This window comes from Cohnella abietis (assembly GCF_004295585.1).
Classification (GTDB): domain Bacteria; phylum Bacillota; class Bacilli; order Paenibacillales; family Paenibacillaceae; genus Cohnella; species Cohnella abietis.
Genome location: NZ_AP019400.1, coordinates 6,539,142 through 6,561,751 on the forward strand (window position 1 = coordinate 6,539,142; position 22,610 = coordinate 6,561,751).

20 protein-coding genes, 1 tRNA gene and 1 riboswitch are annotated in these 22,610 nt (G+C 44.8%); of the genes, 11 read left to right on the forward strand and 10 right to left on the reverse strand.

The features are described 5' to 3' along the window. Positions 1–64 precede the first annotated feature (64 nt). Positions 65–1,759 (forward strand): ABC transporter substrate-binding protein, encoded by a 1,695-nt coding sequence (locus tag KCTCHS21_RS28675; RefSeq protein ID WP_130615828.1) that lies wholly within the window; start codon positions 65–67, stop codon positions 1,757–1,759. A 12-nt stretch (positions 1,760–1,771) separates the two neighbouring features. On the opposite strand, the gene KCTCHS21_RS28680 is transcribed toward KCTCHS21_RS28675, so the two are convergent. Beyond that, on the reverse strand, positions 1,772–2,638 hold the full coding sequence (locus tag KCTCHS21_RS28680) for a nitrilase-related carbon-nitrogen hydrolase (protein ID WP_130615830.1): 867 nt from the start codon (positions 2,636–2,638) through the stop codon (positions 1,772–1,774). Positions 2,639–2,653: 15 nt separating this feature from the next. Beyond that, positions 2,654–4,192: a bifunctional GNAT family N-acetyltransferase/carbon-nitrogen hydrolase family protein gene (locus KCTCHS21_RS28685; RefSeq protein ID WP_130615832.1), complete on the reverse strand. Its 1,539-nt coding sequence runs from the start codon at positions 4,190–4,192 to the stop codon at positions 2,654–2,656. 228 nt (positions 4,193–4,420) lie between these two features. On the opposite strand from KCTCHS21_RS28685, the gene KCTCHS21_RS28690 reads away from it, so the two are divergent. Both KCTCHS21_RS28690 and KCTCHS21_RS28695 read left to right on the forward strand, forming a co-directional pair. Further along, complete coding sequence (locus KCTCHS21_RS28690; RefSeq protein ID WP_130615834.1) at positions 4,421–4,954, forward strand: MerR family transcriptional regulator; 534 nt, start codon at positions 4,421–4,423, stop codon at positions 4,952–4,954. Positions 4,955–5,210: 256 nt separating this feature from the next. Next, the gene (locus KCTCHS21_RS28695; RefSeq protein WP_130615836.1) at positions 5,211–6,125 is read left to right on the forward strand and encodes a polysaccharide deacetylase family protein; all 915 of its coding nucleotides are present in this window, start codon (positions 5,211–5,213) and stop codon (positions 6,123–6,125) included. 53 nt (positions 6,126–6,178) lie between these two features. Here the strand turns inward: KCTCHS21_RS28695 and KCTCHS21_RS28700 are convergent, their stop codons facing one another. Further along, entirely contained in the window at positions 6,179–6,769 is a 591-nt protein-coding gene (locus tag KCTCHS21_RS28700) for a class I SAM-dependent methyltransferase (protein ID WP_130615838.1), read from the reverse strand. Between the two features lie 111 nt (positions 6,770–6,880). Here KCTCHS21_RS28700 and KCTCHS21_RS28705 point away from each other — a divergent pair, with 111 nt between their 5' ends. Together KCTCHS21_RS28705 and KCTCHS21_RS28710 are read left to right on the forward strand one after the other, a co-directional pair. Next, positions 6,881–7,885, forward strand: a complete 1,005-nt coding sequence (locus tag KCTCHS21_RS28705) for a MerR family transcriptional regulator (protein WP_130615840.1) — start codon at positions 6,881–6,883, stop codon at positions 7,883–7,885. Between the two features lie 118 nt (positions 7,886–8,003). Next, positions 8,004–8,651: a GGDEF domain-containing protein gene (locus KCTCHS21_RS28710; RefSeq protein WP_130615842.1), complete on the forward strand. Its 648-nt coding sequence runs from the start codon at positions 8,004–8,006 to the stop codon at positions 8,649–8,651. 39 nt (positions 8,652–8,690) lie between these two features. Here the strand turns inward: KCTCHS21_RS28710 and KCTCHS21_RS28715 are convergent, their stop codons facing one another. From KCTCHS21_RS28715 to KCTCHS21_RS28735, 5 genes are all read right to left on the reverse strand, one after another. Continuing rightward, positions 8,691–9,692 (reverse strand): HD-GYP domain-containing protein, encoded by a 1,002-nt coding sequence (locus tag KCTCHS21_RS28715; RefSeq protein ID WP_130615844.1) that lies wholly within the window; start codon positions 9,690–9,692, stop codon positions 8,691–8,693. Positions 9,693–9,739: 47 nt separating this feature from the next. Next, positions 9,740–11,599, reverse strand: coding sequence for a FapA family protein (locus KCTCHS21_RS28720; protein WP_130615846.1), 1,860 nt, complete (start codon positions 11,597–11,599; stop codon positions 9,740–9,742). 195 nt (positions 11,600–11,794) lie between these two features. Further along, a riboswitch (cyclic di-GMP riboswitch) is annotated at positions 11,795–11,881 on the reverse strand. 156 nt (positions 11,882–12,037) lie between these two features. After that, positions 12,038–13,105 carry a branched-chain amino acid aminotransferase gene (locus KCTCHS21_RS28725; protein WP_130615848.1) on the reverse strand — a complete coding sequence of 356 codons (1,068 nt, stop codon included), beginning with the start codon at positions 13,103–13,105 and terminating at the stop codon, positions 12,038–12,040. 178 nt (positions 13,106–13,283) lie between these two features. Further along, entirely contained in the window at positions 13,284–13,484 is a 201-nt protein-coding gene (locus KCTCHS21_RS28730) for a cold-shock protein (RefSeq protein WP_130615851.1), read from the reverse strand. Positions 13,485–14,530: 1,046 nt separating this feature from the next. Beyond that, a complete protein-coding gene (locus KCTCHS21_RS28735; RefSeq protein ID WP_130615853.1) occupies positions 14,531–14,797 on the reverse strand; it encodes a hypothetical protein in 267 nt (88 codons plus the stop codon). A 122-nt stretch (positions 14,798–14,919) separates the two neighbouring features. Here KCTCHS21_RS28735 and KCTCHS21_RS28740 point away from each other — a divergent pair. Next, positions 14,920–14,996: transfer RNA gene (locus tag KCTCHS21_RS28740), tRNA-Met, on the forward strand. Positions 14,997–15,125: 129 nt separating this feature from the next. Here KCTCHS21_RS28740 and KCTCHS21_RS28745 read toward each other — a convergent pair. Further along, positions 15,126–15,875 (reverse strand): CAP domain-containing protein, encoded by a 750-nt coding sequence (locus KCTCHS21_RS28745; protein ID WP_232057997.1) that lies wholly within the window; start codon positions 15,873–15,875, stop codon positions 15,126–15,128. A 240-nt stretch (positions 15,876–16,115) separates the two neighbouring features. Continuing rightward, the gene (locus tag KCTCHS21_RS28750) at positions 16,116–17,564 is read right to left on the reverse strand and encodes a DEAD/DEAH box helicase (protein WP_130615855.1); all 1,449 of its coding nucleotides are present in this window, start codon (positions 17,562–17,564) and stop codon (positions 16,116–16,118) included. A gap of 212 nt (positions 17,565–17,776) precedes the next feature. Between KCTCHS21_RS28750 and KCTCHS21_RS28755 the strand changes: the two genes are divergently transcribed. From KCTCHS21_RS28755 to KCTCHS21_RS28775, 5 genes are read left to right on the forward strand one after another with little or no spacing between them, the layout of a single operon-like run. Beyond that, the gene (locus KCTCHS21_RS28755) at positions 17,777–18,877 is read left to right on the forward strand and encodes an amidohydrolase/deacetylase family metallohydrolase (RefSeq protein WP_130616764.1); all 1,101 of its coding nucleotides are present in this window, start codon (positions 17,777–17,779) and stop codon (positions 18,875–18,877) included. After that, on the forward strand, positions 18,855–19,958 hold the full coding sequence (locus tag KCTCHS21_RS28760; RefSeq protein WP_130615857.1) for a DgaE family pyridoxal phosphate-dependent ammonia lyase: 1,104 nt from the start codon (positions 18,855–18,857) through the stop codon (positions 19,956–19,958). The genes KCTCHS21_RS28755 and KCTCHS21_RS28760 overlap by 23 nt, the downstream gene beginning before the upstream one ends. Before the next feature lies 1 nt (position 19,959). After that, on the forward strand, positions 19,960–20,715 hold the full coding sequence (dagF, locus tag KCTCHS21_RS28765) for a 2-dehydro-3-deoxy-phosphogluconate aldolase (protein WP_130615859.1): 756 nt from the start codon (positions 19,960–19,962) through the stop codon (positions 20,713–20,715). Continuing rightward, positions 20,708–21,724, forward strand: coding sequence for a sugar kinase (locus KCTCHS21_RS28770; protein ID WP_130615861.1), 1,017 nt, complete (start codon positions 20,708–20,710; stop codon positions 21,722–21,724). The genes dagF and KCTCHS21_RS28770 overlap by 8 nt, the downstream gene beginning before the upstream one ends. Then, positions 21,724–22,449, forward strand: coding sequence for a GntR family transcriptional regulator (locus KCTCHS21_RS28775; protein WP_179952649.1), 726 nt, complete (start codon positions 21,724–21,726; stop codon positions 22,447–22,449). Before KCTCHS21_RS28770 ends, KCTCHS21_RS28775 begins: the two co-directional genes overlap by 1 nt. Positions 22,450–22,610: the final 161 nt, after the last annotated feature.

Here is a 22,610-nt window from a genome sequence, read left to right on the forward strand (position 1 = left end):
TTTAGCTCGGCACATAGAAGGTCTCGAATTGGGGGACATATTTCAACTAGGGGGTAGCTTTTCTATGAAGCTGCATCAGCAGTATTTAAAGCTCCACTCTCAATATGGAAGCCTGGATTCCGTTGAGATCACTTTGGACGAGTTAGCCCATTTTCTTGAATGTACCCATCGCAATGCCACGAACATTGTACGTAAAATGACCGAGTGTGGGTGGATCACATGGGATGCTCTACGCGGTCGTGGGCGTCGTTCGACTTTGAAATTTATCATTCAACCGGAAGATATCGCAGTGCAATCCGTCATGCAGGCCATCAACAGGAAGGAAATTAACCAAGCGATAGACCAAATTAGAGCCCACAAGCATTCATCCAAGCTGCAGGAGCATTTACAAGGCTGGCTGCTCACTTATTTCGGTCACCACTCTGAGATCAAAAGCGATCGCCAGATTGATACTCTAAGAATTCCAGTTCGCCAGCAGCTTCACACCATTGATCCTTTATACATGAATTTATTAGCCGAATCGTTCGTTTCCAGCCACGTGTTTGACGGGCTTATACGAACAACGGATAAGCCCGATGAAATTTTGCCGAGCATCGCCCACGCTTGGGAAGTAGATGACAGTCGGACAAAATGGACTTTCCATCTGCGTAAGGAGGTGCTCTTTCATCATGGGCAGATTATGACTGCTGCAGATGTTGTTTACACATTCGAGCGACTAATTCGCTCTTCTCATAGAACGCTGTATAGCTTTATTCCCAAACAAATCAAGTCCGTACGCGCCCTTAATCTCACGACTGTCTGCTTTGAGCTGGAGGAGCCTAATGAGCTTTTCCTCCCTTTCCTATGCACGAGTCGCGCCGCCATTGTTCCGAAGGATCTTCGCCAGCTGGGAACCAGTCGCTTCGGGACGACACCAATAGGAACCGGTCCTTTCAAGGTCACAGAGATGAGTGAGCGTGTTTGTGTATTAGAGGTGTTCACTCCTTATTTTCAAGGAAGAGCGCATCTGGATCGAGTAGAAATTGTTCATGTCCCTTGGGAGTCTGAGAATGGACAGGGGGACCCCCTATCGCCGTTTCACATTATCCATAGTCCCTCTGCTGCCGAAAAAACCTGGAGTCACATCCATTCGGACACCACTGTCAGAAAATTCGTAACCTGTAATACGCAAAAAGCCGGATCGTTGAACGATCCGACCATTCGTGCGCACGTACTAGATAGTCTTCGGGGAAAAATAGCTCCATTGCCTGCATCAGATGGGCAAGAAGGGTTAATCTATGAGCATCCAATCAGCCTTCAGCTTGCGACCATTCCTCCATACAAGCAAGACGCAGACAGCCTCGCCAACAAGCTTGAGCTATGCGGCTATTCCTGCAAGGTCGTCTCAGCAACGCCCGAAGAATTCAAAGGGGCTATTCGACTGGAGTCTGACTTGATCCTGTTCTCCCTGTTCCGCGATCAGGATGAACAGCTCCGTCTATTCGACCTCTACTTAACAATCGCAGAGCATGTCGATCCTCACACCCGAATCGATATCGAGAAGCTATTGTCTGTCGTGAAGGTTGAGCTTGACCCCATAAAAAGATCACACAATCTAAATCTAATTGAGCAGCTCCTTATTAAAGAGCATCAGCTGTGCGTTGTGTCAGAGAGACCGCTGCCCACGGCCTATCTCCCCTCCGTTCGAGGAGTTACCTTCAACTCACAGGGCTGGGTGAATCTACGGACGATCTGGTTTCCTCCTACTAAAGAGGACTAGGCATCATGCCCATTATCCGAGCTCATAAAACTCAGGTCGACGGTCATAAAATGGCGCAACCGCGCCGCGCTCGCGATTCTCGCGAAGCTGGTGATAGTCCACCTCAACGAATACTGTCATATTGGCATTAACCTCACCCGCTTGGAGCACTCCGTCGGCTTCAAAGGGAATATCACACGGCGTAAACACACCCGCCTGGCAATATCCTTGATCGACCTGCGGACGATCCTCTGACAAAGCTCCAACAAGCCCGCTGAGCACGACGAAGATCTGGTTCTCGATCGCTCTTGCCTGACAGCAATGACGCACTCGATAATAGCCATGCTTACTATCTGTGTAAGACGGACAGAGAATTAATTGAGCCCCTCTCAGTGCCGCTGCTCTTGCCAGCTCCGGGAACTCAATATCATAGCAGGTTAAGATGGCCATCTTACCCCATTCCGTATCGAATACGTTAAGAGCATCTCCAGCGACTAGCGGCCAACGAATCTGCTCCTCCGGAGTTAGATGCACCTTGCTTTGAGTTTCAACTCGGCCATCAGGAAAGAAAAGGAATGCCTTATTCTCGTACTCCTCCTCTTCCACTCCCCGACAGATGTGAGTCCCCGCCAGAATAGCGATGCCCCGCTCCTGACTCTGTTGTTTGAAAAACCGGATATATTGCTCCGTCCGCTGATCCAAGTAATCGCAAGCTTCTTCATGTAGCATGGATGGCTCTACACTTAGAAGATGTGCGGTCATGTATTCGGGAAATACAACCATCGCAGAGCCTTCTTCAGCTGCCTCTTTTATTTTCGTCGATATTCCTGCCCAGAATTGCTCCTCGGAATGAATATCTGTAAGACCATATTGTGTTGTGGCGATCTTTAGCTTTTTCATGTGCACCCCTGTATGTTAAGAACGAATTTGTAAGGAATAAATATCTGTTCTGCGATCTCGGAAGGATAAAGCATCTGTCGATTTACGATATCGCTCCAGCGTCTCGAGATCCACCTCTGCCATAATAACGGTTTCCGTGTTTTCACTGCATTCTCCCGCAATACCATCACGAGGAAATGAGAAATCTGCAGGCGTATAGATGCCCGACTGGGCATATTGAATATCTACGTTGTCTACATGGGTGAGGTTCCCTACTGTACCCGCAGTGACAATAAACACCTGATTTTCGATCGCCCTTGCCTGAGCGCAGTATTTCACCCTGAGAAACATCTGTCTATCCTCCGCACAGAAAGGTACGAATATGATCTGGGCGCCTTCCTCTGCAACGATCCGTGACAGCTCAGGATACTCGATATCACTGCTCAGCTGAATCGATATTTTGCCACAATCCGTATCAAATACGCCAAGCTCGGAACCACCGTTAATGCCCCACCACTTGCGCTCATTCGGAGAAATATGCAGCTTATACTGCTGCTCAATTGTACCGTCTCGACGGAATAAGTGCGCCACATTGTAAATCCGGTTGTTACTTTCTACAAAATGCGAACCGCCAATAATATTTACATTGTATTTGACTGCTAGTTCTGAGAAAAGCTCGACGTAATTCGTCGTGTATGTGCTTAGCTTCCGGATAGCTAGACTCGGAGAGCGCTCGTCGAGAAAAGAGAGCAGCTGCATCGTGAAATTTTCCGGGAAGACAGCGAAATCAGATTTATAATCGGATGCGACATCGACATAATGCTCGCACTGCGTGGCGAATTCCTCGAAGGAATCAATCTTCTTCATCATGTACTGAATAACACAAATCCGGACAGGCAGCGACATTTTGTAATGTGTTTTGTTAATGCTCGGCTTGTATTCAATGTTGTTCCACTCCAGCAGCGCAGCAAAGTTCTTAGAATCTGCGTCATCGGATAGATAGTTGGTAATGATTCTCTTCAGCGTGAAACCATTCATCATCTGGAAGGTAAGCACAGGGTCATAGATATTCTGCTGAAGCACTTCTTCTGCATATTCTTTAGGTGTCATTTGATCGCTGAAATTGTGATACCCTGGAATGCGTCCCCCCACGATAATACTCTTAAGGTTAAGGTGCTCAGCAAGCCGCTTACGCGCCTCATATAGACGTCTGCCAATCTTCATCCGACGAAAATCCGGGTGAACCATAACCTCCATCCCGTACAGGTTGCCACCGCGCGGGTTATGATTGCGTATATATCCTTTTTCTGTAATTTCTGAATACGTATGCTGCTCCAAGTAATCATCGAAATTAACAATCAGGCTTGAGCAGGAGCCAATAATTTCTCCGTCTAGCTCGACGCAGATTTGCCCCTCAGGAAAAATTCGAATATGGCTTTCCAATTGATCCACTTTCCAAGGACCCATGTTTGGGAAGCATACGTTTTGCAGCTCAATGATTTTATCGAAATCTTCACGCTCAATATTGCGAATAATGATCTTCTTTTCGAATTGCGAGATTTGATCTGTTGTCATATTAATAAGAACTCCTTTAAAGGCGTTATATCTCTATTGTACCCTATAGATTCATAACCTTATTATCAAACTGTTATCGTTTTGTAATTTTTTCTATTTACATTATCTAACCCCCGCTCGAATGAGCACTTTCTTTAGCGTATTAGCACTACCTTTGTCATCGACGCAGGGGTTACAGCAATAACCCCGAATTAGGACAGTAATACTTGTTCGAATGGAGTGATCACGATGGATGTGAAAAAAACAAAGGATGCATCTATGCTGCTGGGAGTTAGTCAAACAACTGTGAAAAAGTGGGCTTCTCACTACTCCTCTTTCTTTCAGAAGGACCATCTTGGACATTATGTATTTACTGACGATGATATTAGTCTGCTCCAATACATTAAGGAACAGATTGCGCTAGGACATACCTTAGATCATATTGTTCCTCCTGTTAGTCCCGTTAGTCCCGTTGTGGAGCTACAGCAGGTACCTACAAACAAAAATAAGCAAATGGACCATACTGAACTCCTGTCCCGTATTCGCGAGGTTGAACGCTCTGTACAGCAGAAGGCCGATGAGGTCGTATCCGCCCAGGTGCTTCTGCATCGTGCGGAAATAGATGAAATGCGCAAGATGATAGCTCAGCTAGCTGCCACAGTTGAAACGATGCAAAATGTAAAAAGCAAGCCTCCGTCTACCTATGGAGAATTATTCCTTCCTGCAGCAGAACCAACCCCCATTGCTCCCAAAAAGCAAAGCATGTTTCGTTACTTCTTCTAATATCATTAATCAACGGACATATAAAAGCTGTATAAAATGATATATAGCTAACCTGTCCCCAAAATCAAACAAATTAATTCAAAATTTGATGAAAATCCTCTAACTTTTCCCCCCTTGCTTACGTCTAATAGGTTAACCAAAAAGAACAGAATGCGAATTCGGTCCTAACAGGCGGGGATGGGGATCTCTCCTGCGAAGATCATCCCCTATCGTCTTTCGTTTCTGGTTGGAAAGCGGATCAGTGGAGGAACTTGCAATGCGGGGAAAAAGACCGAAAAAAAGACGCATTTTACCTTATGCGTTGGTGTTAGTAGCTCTAGCACTATTAACTAGTTTATTTACATTGTTCCAAGGCTGGAGTCGCGACGGATTATCTGGGGCTGGTGTAGTTGATGCCGCTGCTCCTACTGAATCTAGTGAACCAGCTGTACTGACGACAGACAAGGTACCACCAGTCGCTACGCCTCAAGCATCCAAGGATCCGGGAGCGACGACAACACAGCCTCCTGTCAAGGAGCCGACGTCTTCCCCCGTCGTTATTAACAAGGATATCTATAAGAATAAGAAGCTCGTTGCCCTAACCTTCGACGATGGTCCTGATAATAAATACACGGAAGAAATACTAGATCTCCTGGCTGAATACAACGTTAAAGCAACCTTCTTTGTAGTAGGCACTCAAGTACAAAAATTTCCTGAAACAGCTAAAAGAATCGTTGATGAAGGTCATTCTATTGGCAATCATTCTTGGTCCCATAAAGACCTATCCAAGCTTTCAGCTGCAGCATTGGAATTAGAGCTTGATAAGACGCAACGAGCTATCTTCAAAGCTACTGGTGTAACCTCGGAGCTTGTACGCGCTCCATATGGCGCTCTCTCCAAAACATTGCTTGATACCATTCACAAAGACAATATGAAGCATGTCTTCTGGACCGTAGACACAAGAGATTGGGCAGGTAGCTCCGTAGCGGAAATGCATAAGAACGTCCTAGCCAACACCCATAAGGGTGGAATCATTCTCATGCACTCCTTCGGTGGCCGCAAGCATGCAATTGAACATACGATAGAGCTTCTGCCTTCCATCATTAAAGATTTAGGCGCGAAAGGCTATGAATTCGTAACAGTCGATGAGTTAATTATATCCGGACAGTCTCATTCCTCCGTCATTAAATAATCACGGCAAATAACCACCTCCCTTATCTTACGGGAGGTGGTTATTTATTATCGTTATACATTATCGCCTACTCTGTAGATGTAAACTTGTGTACGATATATATCCGTGCAGGTTATCACTTTCTCTGGCTGCCACTCAGGTAATGCAAAGCATGCGCTAATGACTCGTGCACTAGGAGGTAGCTTCTCTCGCAGGATCGCACTTAATTGCTTCATAGCCCCGGGATAGAGATAACAGATGACTAGGCTGGTATCCTCATAGGTATAATTATAAATATTTCCCCTACGAAAAGTAACCGAGGTCTTGCGATTTTGCTCAACTCTCTGAAATCGTCGGAATGTGATCCACGACCAGATTTTTGAAAACCACAAAGGTACAGATGAATTTTCAATGCCAATGATTCGCCAACCGCCGCATTGCTTTCCTATATGTATTCCTAGTGTTCCCCAGCCTGACCCCGCTTCAACAATTACGCCCTTGTCGCCTAATCGATTAATCTCCTTCACTACTACTTCACGAACCCGAAGGGATGAAGGCATGGGGGAAATCCCATTTTTCCAGCTCGCATATACAATAGATATTGTAGCTAATAGTGCGGAAACAAGTACAATAATGGATATCAACTCATAGAGACTGACCTTCATGGTGCACCTCCAGCTATAGGTCATACGCCAATCTAATCTAATGGCACTTACTACTATCCCTTTACATTGACGTTAGGTCAATGTTTACAATAAAAATAAAGGAGGGCTGACATGAAAATAAAAGAGGTTACTAATAAGCTTAATATCTCGCCAAGAGCAGTCCGTTTCTACGAGCACAAAGGCTTGCTGTCTCCCTCCAAGCATCCGGACAATCAATATCGCACCTTCACGGATAAGGATATCTGGAGGCTGCAGACTATCATCTCCCTTAGGGAGGCTGGTATGTCTATATCTGATATTAAACAGGCTTTAGAGAGCTGGGACGAGGACGACAAGGAGGAGCTACAGTATTATCTGGAGCTGCAACGGTCGGTCATGATGTCAGAGTGGCTGCAGATCAAACAAGCCATCGAAACGACCGAGCACATGATCCAGCTTCTCAAAACCGAGCAATCCTTACCCCTCGAGCATATATTCCAGCTGGCAGAGGCGTCTAAGAAACGGCGAGAGCACCGTGGCAATTGGGAGGATAGGTGGAACTTCAATCAGTTAGCAACCACTCATGATGAGCGAGTTTCCGCGAATTCAGGAAACTATGCAGACTACGATCAAGCGCTAGACCTTATCGTACGTCAGATACGACCTATCGATAACGAGCAAGGGCTCGATATTGGAACGGGGACTGGGAATTTGGCTGTACGGTTTATGGATCTAGGTCATACCATGTCAGGCGTTGATCAATCGAAGGAGATGCTGCGCCTCTGCCATAAGAAGCACCCTTCACTGGAAACAAGATTGGGGAATTTTCTAGCCCTCCCTTATCTTGAGGAGCAATTTGATTTCGTTGTGTCCAGCTTTGCCTTTCATCACCTAACTCCCGACCAACAGCCTCTGGCTTTAGAAGAAATAGGTAGAGTGCTTAAGCCAAGCGGTCGTATATGTATAGCCGATCTCATGGAATCGAATAACGGGAGTAAAGAAAGCTCTCCAGATTACCCTTCGATCCATTCTTTAGTGGACTGGTTTGAAAGAAACGGCTACAACTCAGTTGTTACCCCTGTAAATAAACGGCTTCACCTTATATACGCCAGTAAGGATGAGCAGCACCTTGTTTAATTGTAACTGTACCCCCCGTTTGGGGGATTTTTTTTGTCCAATAGAAGACTATAGTTATAAGATGGGCAATCAACATACTTAAGTTACTCAAACAACTGGTAAGGGCGGTGTTTCAATTATGAGTTATAGGGGCAGACTACTCTCACTTGCTATCGTCATCTTAAATACTGCGCTCCTGATTTTATTATCATACACGCGGCAAAGTAACAGTTATTACGCCCTAATCATTAGCATAGCGGCACTCTACGCCTTAGTAGGCTGGCGGTTGGGAAAGAAATATGACCAAGCAAAGTATTATGCTGAGATTGACGAGTTAACCCAAGTTAATAATCGTAGGTTCGCCTTGCAAATCTTCCCTAAGCTCAAGAAAGATGCAGACAGAAAATCAAGTAAAATCATGATTGTAATCATTGATATCGATCACTTCAAAACCATTAATGACTTGTATAGCCATGACATCGGAGATCAGGTTCTGCGACAAATTTCTGATGCCTTAACCGATTCCTTCAGAAATACGGATTATATTATCAGATGGGGCGGAGATGAGTTTCTCGTTATTCTTCCCAACGTTGACGAACAAGCTACAGCAGCTTTACATATTCACATGCAAGAAAGAATAAAGAAAATTTCCATTCCTATTTCAATCGCTGTGTCCGTTTCTGTAGGTCAATCTTTATACCCTGATGAAGGCAAAAATTTAGACGAGCTTATCAAGGTGGCTGATCAAAATATGTATACACATAAAAACAGCAAAGCTAAGGGATAAAAATACTTTTCCTTTTCCCTAAACTTATGCAATCCCATCTTATAAAATTTTCTCTAGATGGATCTGCTGCTCTTTACTTAGATCAATATACACTCCCTTAACTTCAACGACTGGATGAACCGGGTCCTGAGCACTGACCATTACAATTTTCCCTTCATTCCCATCCGATAAAACCACTGTATTACCAATCATTGCGTCCATAAGCCGTTTCAGAAAGCTAAGCGTAATTCCTGGATCAAATGAGCCATATAGGTTGTCAGACATTTCCTTAAGCACTTTGTAGAATGGAACAGGCTGCTTATACACTCGCTTGGAAACCATTGCATGAAAGACATCTGCTACCGCAACGATTTTACTGTAAACATCGATATGGCTCCCTTTTAATCCAAAGGGATATCCGCTCCCATCTTCACGTTCATGATGCTGTAGCGCAACATAAGCATATCGTTCCGGAATACCTACAGATTTTTTGAGAATTTCATACCCGTAGACAGAATGCTCCTTCACTACCTTGAATTCCTCTTCCGTCAGCTTCCCCGGCTTATTAAGAATAGCTCCCGGTATTTTAGCTTTCCCGATATCATGAAGAAATCCCGCCGTAGTGAGCTCCAGCAGCTCCGCTTCATTTAAACCGCGGGTTTTGCCAATTAGCTTAGATAACAATGCGACGCCTATACTATGTCTGTATACATACTCATCATGAACCTCTAAGTGGACCAGAATTTCACTCAAATTCGGGTGATTGCTCATGAACATGATTATCGGGATAATTCTGTCACGTACGTCAGCAAATGGAACGCTGCCGTAATTTCTCGCTTTGTCAAACAAATCCCTAACTTCTTTTATCGCAGAATCGATTAAATCTAGAATGGATACTGGCTCTACATCATCATCTGACAATACGATGTTCTGTTGAGCAAGCCGATCGATATCTTTGATTGTTAACACCCTATGATTCGGGATAATTAAGGTTCCTATGTCGTTGTAAATGTTTTTGTTTACTCGCATATTCAAGAAAGACTCCTGCTGCGGATCATCCATATCTATACCACCTACCACTTTCCGTTATCAGACTTCACTCGGGTGGTCTATACCTGCTTCTTCAGTGCCTGGATATCGAAAGTCGTGTTTTCGACAGGCTCAAAGATATCCTTGCAATATTTACCTATGCAAACCCGACCAGCATACATTTTTTTCACCTGAATCTTCCGCCTTGCCTTTAGCACCGTATTGGCGCCCGTCTGTCCACCGATAATCTGAGCTATTATGCTGTCTCCTGCTTCAAGCTGGGACCCTCTGCACATAGAGCTTTGATGGACAAAAATAATATTCCTTGCGGCGTATAGATCGCACAACAGTACACCGTCACGATGGATGACAATGTCGCCATTGGACTTCAGCTCGCTGTTATGGCACTGATTGATACTAATTTCTACATATGCCTCCTGCATTCTCTCAATTTCGTCATGGGTTACCTTAAGTAATTCTAGGAAGCTTTGAACAAACCCGTATGTTGCCATCTCGACGATCTTAGTCGGCTGCGAGAAAATTTCCGCAACCTCCTTTAGCTTCACATATTCCTCTTGTTTAATTTGCTGGATATTATCAATGACAGCGAGAAGCTCCTTGATGGCATCAGGGATTTCCATCATTTTAGTTTCCATGAGCAGATTCACAATCTGTCCATAAGAAACCTCTTGCTTCTTCGACTCCAAAGCTTGTACAAGTAGCTTGGAAGCATACAATAGCTTCTCTATGTAATCGCACAACTGCTTAGAAGAATGATAGAGTCTATTAAACAATACGCCAAAATAACCGGAGTAAAGCTTGCTCGCAATAACATTGCCTCTCACATTAATGCTTCCCGTGGCTGTAATCGTTGAGCTATATACGTTGCCATAGACATAAACATTACCGAGAGATTCTATAATCATATTGTCTGTTACATCTCCGTAAACAATAACATCCCCGGAGAACACGATATTGCCCGTCTTGATGTCTACGTTCCCTGAAATAACATAAGAAGTAGAGATATCGAGAGTTTTGATTTTACTTCCCGTTATCCTTGGCCTTCCCTGTGTCCGCGCCACGACGGAGCCATCTGGCATAAGCTCGACATTCGCTTTCACCATGATGGGGAGGTCCTTGGGCGGGCTGGGCACCGTAACACAGCCTAGCACATCATACCCAGCGGTCCCGTCCAGCATAGGAATTTTCTTCGCCATCATTTCTCCTTTACGAATGGATGGAATTCGTAGATGGTCGCGGAAATCGATAGTCCCGTCCACCTCAAAAAATTCACTCTCCACTTGCTGGGGAAAATAAACTTCAAGCTGTGCGTCCTTGCCCTGAATGGTCTCTTTGCCACTGGCCACGACTACGGGCAGGAAAGTAGGGTTTAACAGCTCTTGCTGGATAACAGCGAATTCGATTCTCGCTTTAATGGACATCGCCTCAAGCTTGCTAATAACATCGCCAAGCTGCACCGTCTTCAGTACAATATCTATGTCCTCTGCGACTCTTACAGTCAGCTGCTGGGCCGGTCCATCATCAACAAGTCGGCAGGAATAGCGCGCCTTAGCATGAAGGTGTAAGTAAGCTGCGAGCTTGTCATCCGAGATAATTATCTCAAATAGGGGCTGCTCTTCATTTTCCCAGGATATTCGATCCTCTGCTGTCACTTTCGATTCCTGATAAATTTCCTTATCATTAATAAACAGTCTGACTGGGCTCATAGGGTTAATGACAGCATATTCTCCCCCATGGATTGGATTCTGAACGGTAATCCGCTGATTCATAACGTGGATCGACCCATCCTGCTTCTTCTTATTAAGCGGGGCTTCCACTCCTCCTACTTCATCACCCGTTTCATGACTTCGTGAAGACTCTTCCAGATTTAATTGATTGATTAGCTTCTTCAATTCGGTTTCGGAAACCGGTTTCTTCAAGTAAAGCACCTCTCAAATCGCAAACTAATAGAAGCCTGCCGGTTAAGCGTACACGCATAAACAGCTTTCGCTGTCTTTTGGATAGCGAAAGAATGTATATGTCTGAGGTTATTCAGAAATGGATATGTGAGAAACTTTTTCAGTCCGAATAACTAAAAAAAGACATCCTCCAGAATGGAAGATGCCTACGCTCCATTCGACGGCTTGGCAACCTTAGAACGTTAGTTCCTTAGGCCCATAGCTTTGCGTCCCCCTCTTTCGAAAGGTTTGCCTTTTCGTGTATGCGGATCATTGTTGTATATACTTTATGACTAATTAATTTTCAATTTAATACCTTATATTAGGTATTCTTACCTTCATTATAAGATTATAGTCGCACTCTTTTCAATAGCCTGATCGATAATTGTATGATATTGTCGATTTTAGCTCATAAATTGCTTAGAGTTTCACAACCCAACCAAATGGATCTTCCAATGTTCCTCTTTGTATGCCCGTCATGAAATCATATATTTTAGCGGAGAGCGGCCCGGTCCGACCTTCATTGAGCGCAAGCTTATCACCTTGCCAATTCAATTCCCCTATTGGAGAAATAACTGCAGCTGTCCCTGTCCCGAACGCTTCCTCCAACGTACCATTACGATAAGCTTCAACTAGCTCATTAATCGAGATCGCTCTCTCCTCAACCTCAATATCCCAATACCGCAGCAGCTGAATAACCGAATCCCTCGTTACCCCGTCTAATATGCTTCCATTTAATGCTGGAGTAATGACCTTGCCGCCTACTTTGAAAAAGACATTCATACTCCCGACTTCCTCGATGTATTTCCGATGTACACCATCAAGCCAAAGCACCTGAGAATATCCTTTGTCAGTAGCTTCCTGCTGCGCTTTAAGTCCTGCCGCGTAGTTTCCGCCAGTCTTGGCATTTCCTACTCCGCCTGTCACAGCACGAACGTACTCGGACTCGACGAAGATGCTAACTGGATTGATTCCTTCTGCATAATAAGAGCCGACCGGTGACAGGATGATCATAAAATGATATTGCTCGGATGGAGATACTCCCAGCGTAGCTTGTGTCGCGATAACGAACGGTCGAATATAGAGTGAGGTGCCTTGCTCGTCCGGAATCCATTCCTCATCCACTAGAACAAGCTTTCTTAACGCCTCCATTATTACGTTCTCGTCGAGGGCAGGAATGCTTAGACGGGCGTTGGAACGATTGAGCCTCTGTAGGTTCTTATAGGGACGGAACATCAGAATGCGGCCCTCAGCCGTCTTATATGCTTTCATTCCTTCAAACACGGTTTGACCGTAATGGAAAACCTTTGCTGCTGGATCCAACGAAATGGGCTGATACGGAATGATACGCGGATCGTGCCAGCCCTTCCCTGCATCATAGTCCATAATAAACATATGATCCGTAAAATACTTCCCAAAGCTAAGCTGATCAATTTCGGGTTTTTGTTTCTTAGCAGAGGTTAGCTCCACCGAAATATTGAGATCCATTCAAACATCTTCTCCTTAATTCGTCAGTTATTATTGCCTCGATCCTATGCTTTACCTAATACTAAACAGGTTACCATAAAGAGTGCCGAACTCCAAAGGGATATTAGTATGATTTAGTCAAGAAACGACAAAATGCCCCTAACCTAGAAGGTTAGGGGCATCTCTATCGTTATAAAGCTTACAGTTTTACAACGTTTTCTGCTTGTGGTCCACGGTTGCCTTGAACGATGTTGAATTCAACGCGTTGGCCTTCGTCAAGGGATTTGTAACCGTCGCCTTGAATTGCGGAGAAATGTACGAATACGTCATTTCCACCTTCTACTTCGATAAATCCAAATCCTTTGTCTGCGTTAAACCATTTCACTGTACCTTGTTCCATTTTTGAAAACCTCCATAAAGTTATTAACATGTTTTTTTCGCTCAAACAAAAATCACACATTGAAAAGGGTACCATATCACGATGATCACTTTTTCAATACGTGATTCCAGTGTTTAGATATTTATGTAAGAACTTAACTATACCACAGGATAAACATAATTGCAAACATTTGTCGGCAAGTAATTAAAAAAAGATCATTTCATGCACATTCCAGCTGCCATTGGGCTAGGGAATGGGGGCGGGGAATGACAGAGTTAAGCGGCGGGGCAGGCTAATTTACGCACACTAGCTCGGCTTCGGACGGAGTTAGTCGGCGAGGCAGACTAATTTACTCCAACTTACATAGTTTGATCCAAAGTTACGCGGTGACTCCGACTAATTACCTTCAGTTGCTGTGCTTTGGGGCAGAGTTACGCGGCGCGGCAGACTAATTTACTCCAACTTACATAGTTTGATCCAGAGTTACGCGGTGACTCCCAGTAGCATTGCATTAAAATTTCAGCAGGTTGTCAAGGTTACTTCCACGAAGTAAAATGTGCTAAATTTGTATGATTTTATTTAATCAGACAATAAAAAAGCTCCTATAATTAGGGGAGAGGGTGTCCTGTCCAAATCCTAATTAAAGGAACTTCCGCATGGACAAGAATACTACAAAATCGGTCATAACGGAATACCTTTCCCCGTTAAACCACAATTTTTTATTGGCTTCCATTCAAAGTCGCGGGTTTGAGCGAAAATACATAGGTGAGCTAGTCTCTGCGGATAAAAGTTGCTCGGCGCGGCAGACTAATTTACTCCAATTTGCGTAGTTTGATCCAGAGTTACGCGGTTTCTTCGACTAATTACCTCCTGCAGCTGCGGTTTGGGGCGGAGTTAGTCGGCGAGGCAGACTAATTCACTCCAACTTATATAGTTTGATCCAGAGTTACTCGGAGGCTCCGACCAATTATCTCCAGCAGCTGCGGTTTGAGGCGAAGTTAGTCGGCGAGGCAGACTAATTCACTCCAACTTACATAGTTTGATCCAGAGTTGCGCGGTGACTCCGACTAATTATCTCCTGCAGCTGCGGTTTGGGACGGAGGTAGTCGGCGGGGCAGACTAATTCCAACCACATGAAGAAAATACGTTCTCCGCAAATTAATGTTGGAAGTTTGACCACTGTTATTAGTAACCGTGATCTTGAACGCATAACAATCTTCCATCGTCCAGTCGATATCGACATAGTCCGTGTCAGTGCTAGGTGCATGATAGCCCTGTCTCACAATTGTTGCCAATTGAGTGTTCGCCTTAATAATCTCGGACAATATATACATAGTTGAATGATATTTTGAAAAATGAACATCTTATTTCACGAATGCTTGCTAATTTTGTTGAAGTCAGCTATAGTAAGTACTCCAGATGAGATTGATACAGCATTCACTGGTTTTCCAATTGTCGCGGGGTGGAGCAGCCCGGTAGCTCGTCGGGCTCATAACCCGAAGGCCGCAGGTTCAAATCCTGCCCCCGCAACCAACTTTACACTTAAGCTTCATATGTCATAGTTAATCCCCGACGTTCCCGTCGGGGATTTTTTGTACACTATTCAGACCTAATTTCTATCACACGTATCTCTTTCCTTCAAGCCGCATTTCCAAACCCATCTTATTTGCCGATAAATTGCTGCGTCCAGTAGGCTTCCCCATTCTTAACAACATACCCAACACCAAGATGAGTATAGGAACCGTTCATGATGTTAGCGCGATGCCCCGGCGAATTCATCCAAGCTGTGACAACCTCTTGTGGAGTCGGTTGGCCCTTGGCGATATTCTCTCCCGCTGACTGATATTGCACACCGAAATTCCGCATCATCGCGAACGGATCTCCATAAGTCGGAGATTCATGGGAGAAATAGTTGTTGGCAGCCATATCCTCTGACTTTGCACGAGCTGAACGATTTAGGCTCGAGTCAGTCCCCGCACAAGCAGCTAATCCTGCTTTCTGCCGCTCTTGATTAGTAAGCTTTAATACTTCTGACTCGTAGCCCGTCATACTCTCATTAGCCGGAATCTTAACGGTTTCATCCTGCTTTAACGGTGCATCCGCCGACTGCTGGGGAGCTTTGGTCCCTTCATTACCGGAAGAGGGCGGTTCATTTATGTTCTTAGAGATATCTGGATTCGCCCGCAAAAAATCTCCAATATCCACATGGTAGCGCTCTGCAATATCAGCAATGGATTCATTCTTCTGGACAACATGCATATTGTAAGGAAGTTTTGTATCAACGGAGCTCACGTTAAATTGCGATCGTGGCTGTGATTGCGATTGAGATCTTGTTTTCATCTTCTGGCTCTGATTTTGACTGCTACATGCCACCAGCATAGCCAAACACACTATTATCACTATTCGTTTCATTGTTTATTTCCTCCCTTTCTTTCTCCACCTTAATTTCCCCTTCTTCCTGAAAAAAATCCAAACAGCTACAAGGAGGACCATTGATGGGTGGACGAAATAGTAAGGAGTCGATTCTCCACAGAAAAAAACACGTACTCCACAATAAAACAATGGAGAACGTGCTTTTACAATCCTATTTGAGCTTCTTATGAGCTTCTTATGAGTTTCTTATGAGCTTCTTATGAGTTTCTTATGAGCTTCTTATGAGTTAGCCTCGTGAACCTTAAGCTGCTTACCCTTAACCGTCGTATTCTTCATTACTTCAATCACATGCGGACCCTTGCCATTCAAAATCTCAATAAAGGTTACACTGTCTTGAATAGTAATAATTCCGATGTCCTCTGCTGTTACACCCTCAATTCGAGCGAGCGTTCCGACAAAATCTACCGCTCTGAGCTTCTTTTTCTTGCCCCCGTTGAAGTACAGCTTCATGATACCCTTGTTAAGGTGTTCATTCTTGTCCTTCTTAATCGTAGGTTGAACGCTCAGCTTCTTCTCGAAAGCAGCCTGTCTCAATTCGACCTCGTCCTTTGAAGGCATTTTCCGCTTGCGGATTTCAAAACCGATATAACCCTCAATATTCGCTAAAAACTTGTCCTCATTAGGTGTCGCAAAGCTAATGGCTTTACCCGTCTTACCCGCACGTCCCGTTCTTCCTGTTCTATGAACGTAGCCCTCCGCGTCCTGTGGGAGATCATAATTAATGACATGAGTAATGCTATCAATATCGATTCCTCTGGCAGCGACATCCGTTGCAACCAAATAGCGGAAAGCCCCTTTACGGAACTCGTTCATCACCTTGAAGCGATCCTCTTGCTCCATACCCCCGTGAATTTTGCCGCATCTAAAGCCCAACTGATCCAACTGCCGATAGACTTTATCTACTTGCTCCTGCGTTCTTCCGAAAATAATGCAGCTGTCCGGGTTCTCCACCACAATTACGTCATGTAGAAGCTTTGGTTTGTCCCCTTCCTTCACAGTAATCAGGGAGTGATCGATAAGTGATGTTGTCGCATCTGCCGTAGAAGTAATCTCGATGTCTACCGGATTCCTCATGATTTTATGACAAAGCTTTTCGATATCCTTAGGCAAAGTCGCGGAAAATAACAGAGAGACCCTTTTCTTAGGGAGCTTCTGAACAATCTTCTCCACCTGCTCGATGAATCCCATATTGAGCATCTCATCAGCCTCATCAATAACGAGATAGCTGATACACTCAAGCTCAAGCGTACCCCTCTCGATATGATCCATAACTCGTCCCGGCGTTCCCACAACAACATGTGTCTTCTGTTTTAGCTGTGCGGCTTGCTTGGAGAAGGGCTCCTTGCCATATAAAGGTGTCGCTTTAATCCGCTTAAATCTACCGATATTCGTAATGTCTTCATTTACTTGTACGGCAAGCTCTCGTGTAGGCGTGAGGATTAGTGCTTGTGGCTTGTTCTCTTCCCATTCCACCAGCTCACAGATCGGGATGCCGAACGCAGCCGTTTTGCCGCTCCCCGTGCGAGACTTGACGGTCAAATCCTTCTTCTCAAGCGCGATCGGTATGACTTGCTTCTGCACTTCAGTCGGCTTCTGATAGCCTAATCCACTTATCGCTCTGACGATTTCGTCGCTTAATTTATAGTCATTAAAGCTGCTTTCGCTCATATATGTACCCCTTTAATTAATTTCTTGTCTCTTACGAGTGTATCTTAGTCTAATCAAAAAAGACACTAAAGCCACGAATACCGTAGCGTCCCACACCAATCTTTTATTAGAAGATAAATTCTAACCCCTTAAACATTATAACGTTATATTTACTAATCCAACATTAAGTGCTATCTTAACATTAGCAAGAGCAATGAAGGTAGGTGAAGAGCATGCAGGAGCCGTTCGTTCTAAGCAATCTTACACGTGTGAGCGGTGAAGCGATCGATATCGTAATCAATAACGATAGGATAGCCGAAATAACTCCCGCAGGGAGTGGACAAGGCAAACAGGTCATAGACTGCTCCGGCACCTATGTATCGAGCGGCTGGATTGATCTTCATGTCCACGCGTTTGCTGATTTTGATCCTTATGGGGATGAAATTGATGAGATTGGAATTAAGCAAGGTGTAACAACCCTCGTGGATGCCGGAAGCTGCGGAGCTGACAGCATTGCGGAGTTAGCTACACAAGGACAGCAAGCTCTAACCAATCTGTTCGCTTTTCTGAACATTTCTCGATTGGGGCTTAAAAGAATAGACGAATTATCCAATCTTGAATGGATTGATTCGAACGAAGCTGTTCGGGCGATCCACGAGCATAAGGACTTCATCATTGGGCTAAAAGCACGGATAAGCAAAAGCGTTGTCGGAGCTAGCGGTATTGAACCTTTACGTATAGCACGAAAGCTGTCCGACGAAACATCGCTGCCCTTAATGGTTCACATCGGTTCCGGTCCGCCGAGTATTGAGGACATTGTTACTCTGTTAGAACCTAAAGATGTCATTACCCACTATCTCAACGGGAAAAAAAATAATCTGTTCAATGATCAAGATCAACCCCTGCAGGTGCTAGTTGAGGCCATTGCCCGAGGTGTTCACTTAGATGTTGGACATGGTACGGCAAGCTTCTCATTCAAGGTGGCTGAGGCAGCCAAACAGCATGGCATCGTATTAAATACGATTAGCACGGATATCTACCGCGGCAATCGACTTAACGGCCCTGTTTACAGTATGTCCCATGTTCTTTCCAAATTTCTTTACCTGGGATACCCGCTTGAGGAAATCATTTCAGCGGTCACGATAAATGCAGCCAACTGGCTCAACAAGCCGGAGCTCGGCCGAATTGAAGCTGGAGACGTTGCGAATTTAACCTTGTTTACCGTTCGTAACGATCCGATTACATTCGTTGATTCCGAAGGTGACAAGCGTGAAGGAAAAATGAGTATTGCAGCCAAAGGAGTCGTTGTGAATGGGCAATTCATTGAATGTTAAATATGGACTTAAACGTGTTATTAATGCTAGCGGGCGTATGAGTATTCTCGGAGTATCCGCACCAACTGACACCGTAATGGATGCAATGAAGCAAGGCGGACAAAGCTATGTAGAAATTGCCGACCTAGTCGATAAAGCAGGAGATCACGTTGCAAGAATTCTCGGCTCCGAAGCAGCTGTAATTGTTAACTCCGCATCGAGCGGTATTGCACTGTCTGTTGCCGCTATTGTAACAAAAGGCGATCGTCGCAAAAGCGTGCGTCTGCATCAGGAGACCATAGCTAATAATGAAATCATCATCTTAAAGGGTCACAATGTACAATACGGAGCACCGGTCGAAACAATGGTCTTTTTAGGTGGCGGGAAGCTAGTAGAGGTTGGTTACGCTAATGAAGGCAAAGCCGAGCATATTGAAGATGCCATTAGCGAAAATACAGCAGCCATTCTTTATGTTAAATCGCACCATGCCGTTCAAAAAAATATGATTTCCGTCGAGGAAGCTTGGGAAATTGCCCAGCGAAATGGTGTTCCTCTAATCGTAGATGCCGCAGCGGAAGAAGATATTCAGAAATATGTGAAATATTCTGATCTTGCTATCTACAGCGGATCGAAAGCTATCGAAGGTCCAACTTCCGGTATTGTTGGCGGTAAGCGGACTTATATACAATGGGTCAAGGTACAATTGCATGGCATTGGTCGCAGCATGAAGGTCGGCAAAGAAACCTCATTCGGCTTATTGCAAGCTCTCGATGAATACTGCGTCAAGGAAGACAAGAGCGAAGAGGAAAAAGAAGCGCTACAGCTGCTCGTGCCACTCAATGACTTAGCTGGCGTGAAGGTAACGATTGTGCAGGATGAAGCAGGAAGAGCTATTTTCCGTGCTCGCATTCAAATCGATCCCCTGCTAGCACCTACAGACGCCAAGAAAGCTGTGGCGGATCTTCAGAATGGCGACATCGCCATCTATACAAGGGATTACGGCGTCAGACAGGGCTATTTCGATATTGACCCACGCCCGCTTCAAGGTGATGATATCAAGATCATTGAATCTAGAATTCGCGAATTAACTGGAGGCAAATAACATGACAAACATTGCGAAGCGTTTCTACAAAGGCCGTGCTTCATTAAACGTATTAGCCAATAGCGTAGAGAACGGTAAAGAGGTATTCGAAGCGGCAGAGGGATATGTGTTAGTTGGAGTGCTTTCTAAGGACTATCCAACAGTCGAAACAGCTGTCGTTGCGATGAAGGAATATGGCAAAGAAATAGAGGATGCTGTTTCGATAGGATTAGGTGCTGGAGACAGTCGTCAGGCTGCCGTCGTAGCCGCTATTGCTAAGCAATATGCTGGAAGTCATATCAATCAAGTGTTTCCTGCTGTTGGAGCCACTCGTTCTAATCTGAATGGACAGGATGGCTGGATCAATAGCATGATTTCTCCTTCTGGGCGCGTAGGCTACGTTAATATTTCTACGGGTCCAATCAGCGGAGCACATACCGAGCATGCGGTCGTGCCGATTAAAGCTGCGATTGCCCTTGTACGTGATATGGGTGGGAATGCTTTGAAATACTACCCGATTAATGGACTGAGCTGTGAGGACGAGCTTCGCGCAGTAGCGCAAGCCTGCGGAGAAGAAGGCTTCGCGTTAGAGCCAACAGGCGGCATTGATAAAGAAAATTTCGAAGCTATCCTCAAGATATGCTTGGAAGCTAACGTTCCTCAAGTTATCCCTCATGTATACTCATCGATCATTGACAAGGCAACGGGGAAAACAAAGGTCGCTGATGTTAAAGAACTGCTTGAAACAATGAAACGTTTGGTTGATCTCCATGGCTAAAAAAATCGCTGCCTTCGGAGAGGTCATGATGCGCTTGCAGGTACCCGGTTACGAATTGCTTTCTCAAGCCGGTACGCTTAGCTATTCTTTCTCAGGGACTGGGGTGAACGTAGCCTCTGCCCTTGCACGCTTCGGGCATACTGGATACCTCGTCTCCACATTGCCCGCTAATGCTGTGGGTGATGCGGCGGCAGCTTATTTGCGTAAATTAGGTATTGCGCAAGCATTCATTAATCGTGGCGGACAATATGTTGGCTTGTACTTCTTGGAAAATGGATTCGGTGCGCGGCCTAGTCGCGTGACCTATTCCAACCGCCAAGAAAGCAGCTTTAATACGGCTCCCGAAAATTCGTATGATTTCGCCGATATTGCCAATAACATTGACGTCGTTCATTTTTGCGGAATTACGCTAGCAATGAATGATTCCGTTCGCCGCCACATGAAATCCTTTGCTCAAGCGGTCAAAGCCAAGGGCGGAACAGTTGTTTTCGACTGTAACTATCGACCTTTCCACTGGGGCGAAGGTAGCTATGCTAAAGCGAAGCCCTTCTACGAAGAAATGCTGCAGCTAGCCGATATTGTCATGATGAACGAGAAGGATGCCCTATTTGTCCTTGGAATGGAATCAACCAAAGAAACTCGACAAGAGCAGCTTATGGAGCTTATCCCAGCTGTTGCTCAAAAATATAATATCTCGGTAATCGCAGGTACACATCGTTCTATTAATAGCGACAATACGCATGCGTTGCAGGGATATATTTATAAAGATGCTGATTTCACCTTTTCCCGAACACTTACTTTCTCCGTCTATGATAGAATTGGTGCTGGAGATGCCTATACGAGCGGTATTATGCATGGGGTACTGGAACAATACTCCGCTACTCGCACAGTCGAGTTTGCCTCAACAGCAGCTATGCTAGCCCATACGATTGTGGGCGATACCCCGATGTCATCAGAGAATGAAATTCTCAAGGCGATGACCGAATCATTAGGCGACGTAGAAAGGTAGTGAATCTGACCGTGAGGTTATCCAGAAACAAAAGGCCCTTATACTTGCAAATCAAAAATATTTTGAAGGATAGAATACTGCACGGCGTTTATCCTATTCAGACGAATATTCCTTCGGAGCCCCAGCTGGAGACTGAGTTCACTGTCAGTAAAATCACGATCCGTAACGCAATAAAGGAGCTATGCCAAGAAGGCTACCTGGAGAAGGGCAGCGGTAAAGGCACGAAGGTTATCCGTAATACAGCAACCTCCAAGCTTTCGACCTGGAAACGTTTTACGGAATTGTTGGTCGAAGAAGGTCACCAAATACAAAAGCAATTGTTAAGTATTGAAGTCATAAGCACGATTGAAGCTACGGAGCCCCGCCGTTTATTCGGAGAGCAGTGCATTCGCATTGAGCGTCTGTATGAGTTGAACGGTTTACCTTACATTCATTACACGCATTACTTGACGATGAGGATTGGCGACATTGAGCAATCGGATTTGAATGCCCAGTCCCTATATGGATTACTAGAGGAAAATGATATTGCGCTAGAGAAATATCGGGATCAGTTTGCTGTAGCCTATGCTCCTCCTCTTATTGAAGAGAGGCTGCAGGTCAAAGAGAATACCCCGTTATTAAAAAGATTACGTTATTCCTATGACGAGGTTAGTGACGTGGTCGAATATAGCGAGGGGTATTACAACACCACCATGCAAAATTACGTTGTGAATTATAACGTATAGGAAGCTAGTGCTTACTGATGCGTCATCGGCTAAAATGCTTTATTTCGGAAAGTCCGGTCGTTCTGTGCGAGGACACTCTCGTCAGTTCGCCGGGCTTTTTTATAGCTGCTTTTACTAATATCCCACAAGAGGATATTTATGGTACTCTATCCTACAGAAAG

Excerpts from the sequence above, each read along its gene's own strand:
- KCTCHS21_RS28705 (WP_130615840.1), top strand. The coding sequence starts at position 6,881 with ATGAAAATAAAAGAGGTTACTAATAAGCTTAATATCTCGCCAAGAGCA.
- KCTCHS21_RS28735 (WP_130615853.1), bottom strand. The coding sequence starts at position 14,797 with ATGTATATATTGTCCGAGATTATTAAGGCGAACACTCAATTGGCAACA.
- KCTCHS21_RS28680 (WP_130615830.1), bottom strand. The coding sequence starts at position 2,638 with ATGAAAAAGCTAAAGATCGCCACAACACAATATGGTCTTACAGATATT.
- KCTCHS21_RS28725 (WP_130615848.1), bottom strand. The coding sequence starts at position 13,105 with ATGGATCTCAATATTTCGGTGGAGCTAACCTCTGCTAAGAAACAAAAA.
- KCTCHS21_RS28760 (WP_130615857.1), top strand. The coding sequence starts at position 18,855 with ATGGGCAATTCATTGAATGTTAAATATGGACTTAAACGTGTTATTAAT.
- KCTCHS21_RS28770 (WP_130615861.1), top strand. The coding sequence starts at position 20,708 with ATGGCTAAAAAAATCGCTGCCTTCGGAGAGGTCATGATGCGCTTGCAG.
- KCTCHS21_RS28730 (WP_130615851.1), bottom strand. The coding sequence starts at position 13,484 with ATGGAACAAGGTACAGTGAAATGGTTTAACGCAGACAAAGGATTTGGA.
- KCTCHS21_RS28715 (WP_130615844.1), bottom strand. The coding sequence starts at position 9,692 with ATGGATGATCCGCAGCAGGAGTCTTTCTTGAATATGCGAGTAAACAAA.
- KCTCHS21_RS28710 (WP_130615842.1), top strand. The coding sequence starts at position 8,004 with ATGAGTTATAGGGGCAGACTACTCTCACTTGCTATCGTCATCTTAAAT.
- KCTCHS21_RS28675 (WP_130615828.1), top strand. The coding sequence starts at position 65 with ATGAAGCTGCATCAGCAGTATTTAAAGCTCCACTCTCAATATGGAAGC.
- KCTCHS21_RS28685 (WP_130615832.1), bottom strand. The coding sequence starts at position 4,192 with ATGACAACAGATCAAATCTCGCAATTCGAAAAGAAGATCATTATTCGC.
- KCTCHS21_RS28750 (WP_130615855.1), bottom strand. The coding sequence starts at position 17,564 with ATGAGCGAAAGCAGCTTTAATGACTATAAATTAAGCGACGAAATCGTC.
- KCTCHS21_RS28755 (WP_130616764.1), top strand. The coding sequence starts at position 17,777 with ATGCAGGAGCCGTTCGTTCTAAGCAATCTTACACGTGTGAGCGGTGAA.
- KCTCHS21_RS28745 (WP_232057997.1), bottom strand. The coding sequence starts at position 15,875 with ATGAAACGAATAGTGATAATAGTGTGTTTGGCTATGCTGGTGGCATGT.
- KCTCHS21_RS28695 (WP_130615836.1), top strand. The coding sequence starts at position 5,211 with ATGCGGGGAAAAAGACCGAAAAAAAGACGCATTTTACCTTATGCGTTG.
- dagF (WP_130615859.1), top strand. The coding sequence starts at position 19,960 with ATGACAAACATTGCGAAGCGTTTCTACAAAGGCCGTGCTTCATTAAAC.
- KCTCHS21_RS28690 (WP_130615834.1), top strand. The coding sequence starts at position 4,421 with ATGGATGTGAAAAAAACAAAGGATGCATCTATGCTGCTGGGAGTTAGT.
- KCTCHS21_RS28700 (WP_130615838.1), bottom strand. The coding sequence starts at position 6,769 with ATGAAGGTCAGTCTCTATGAGTTGATATCCATTATTGTACTTGTTTCC.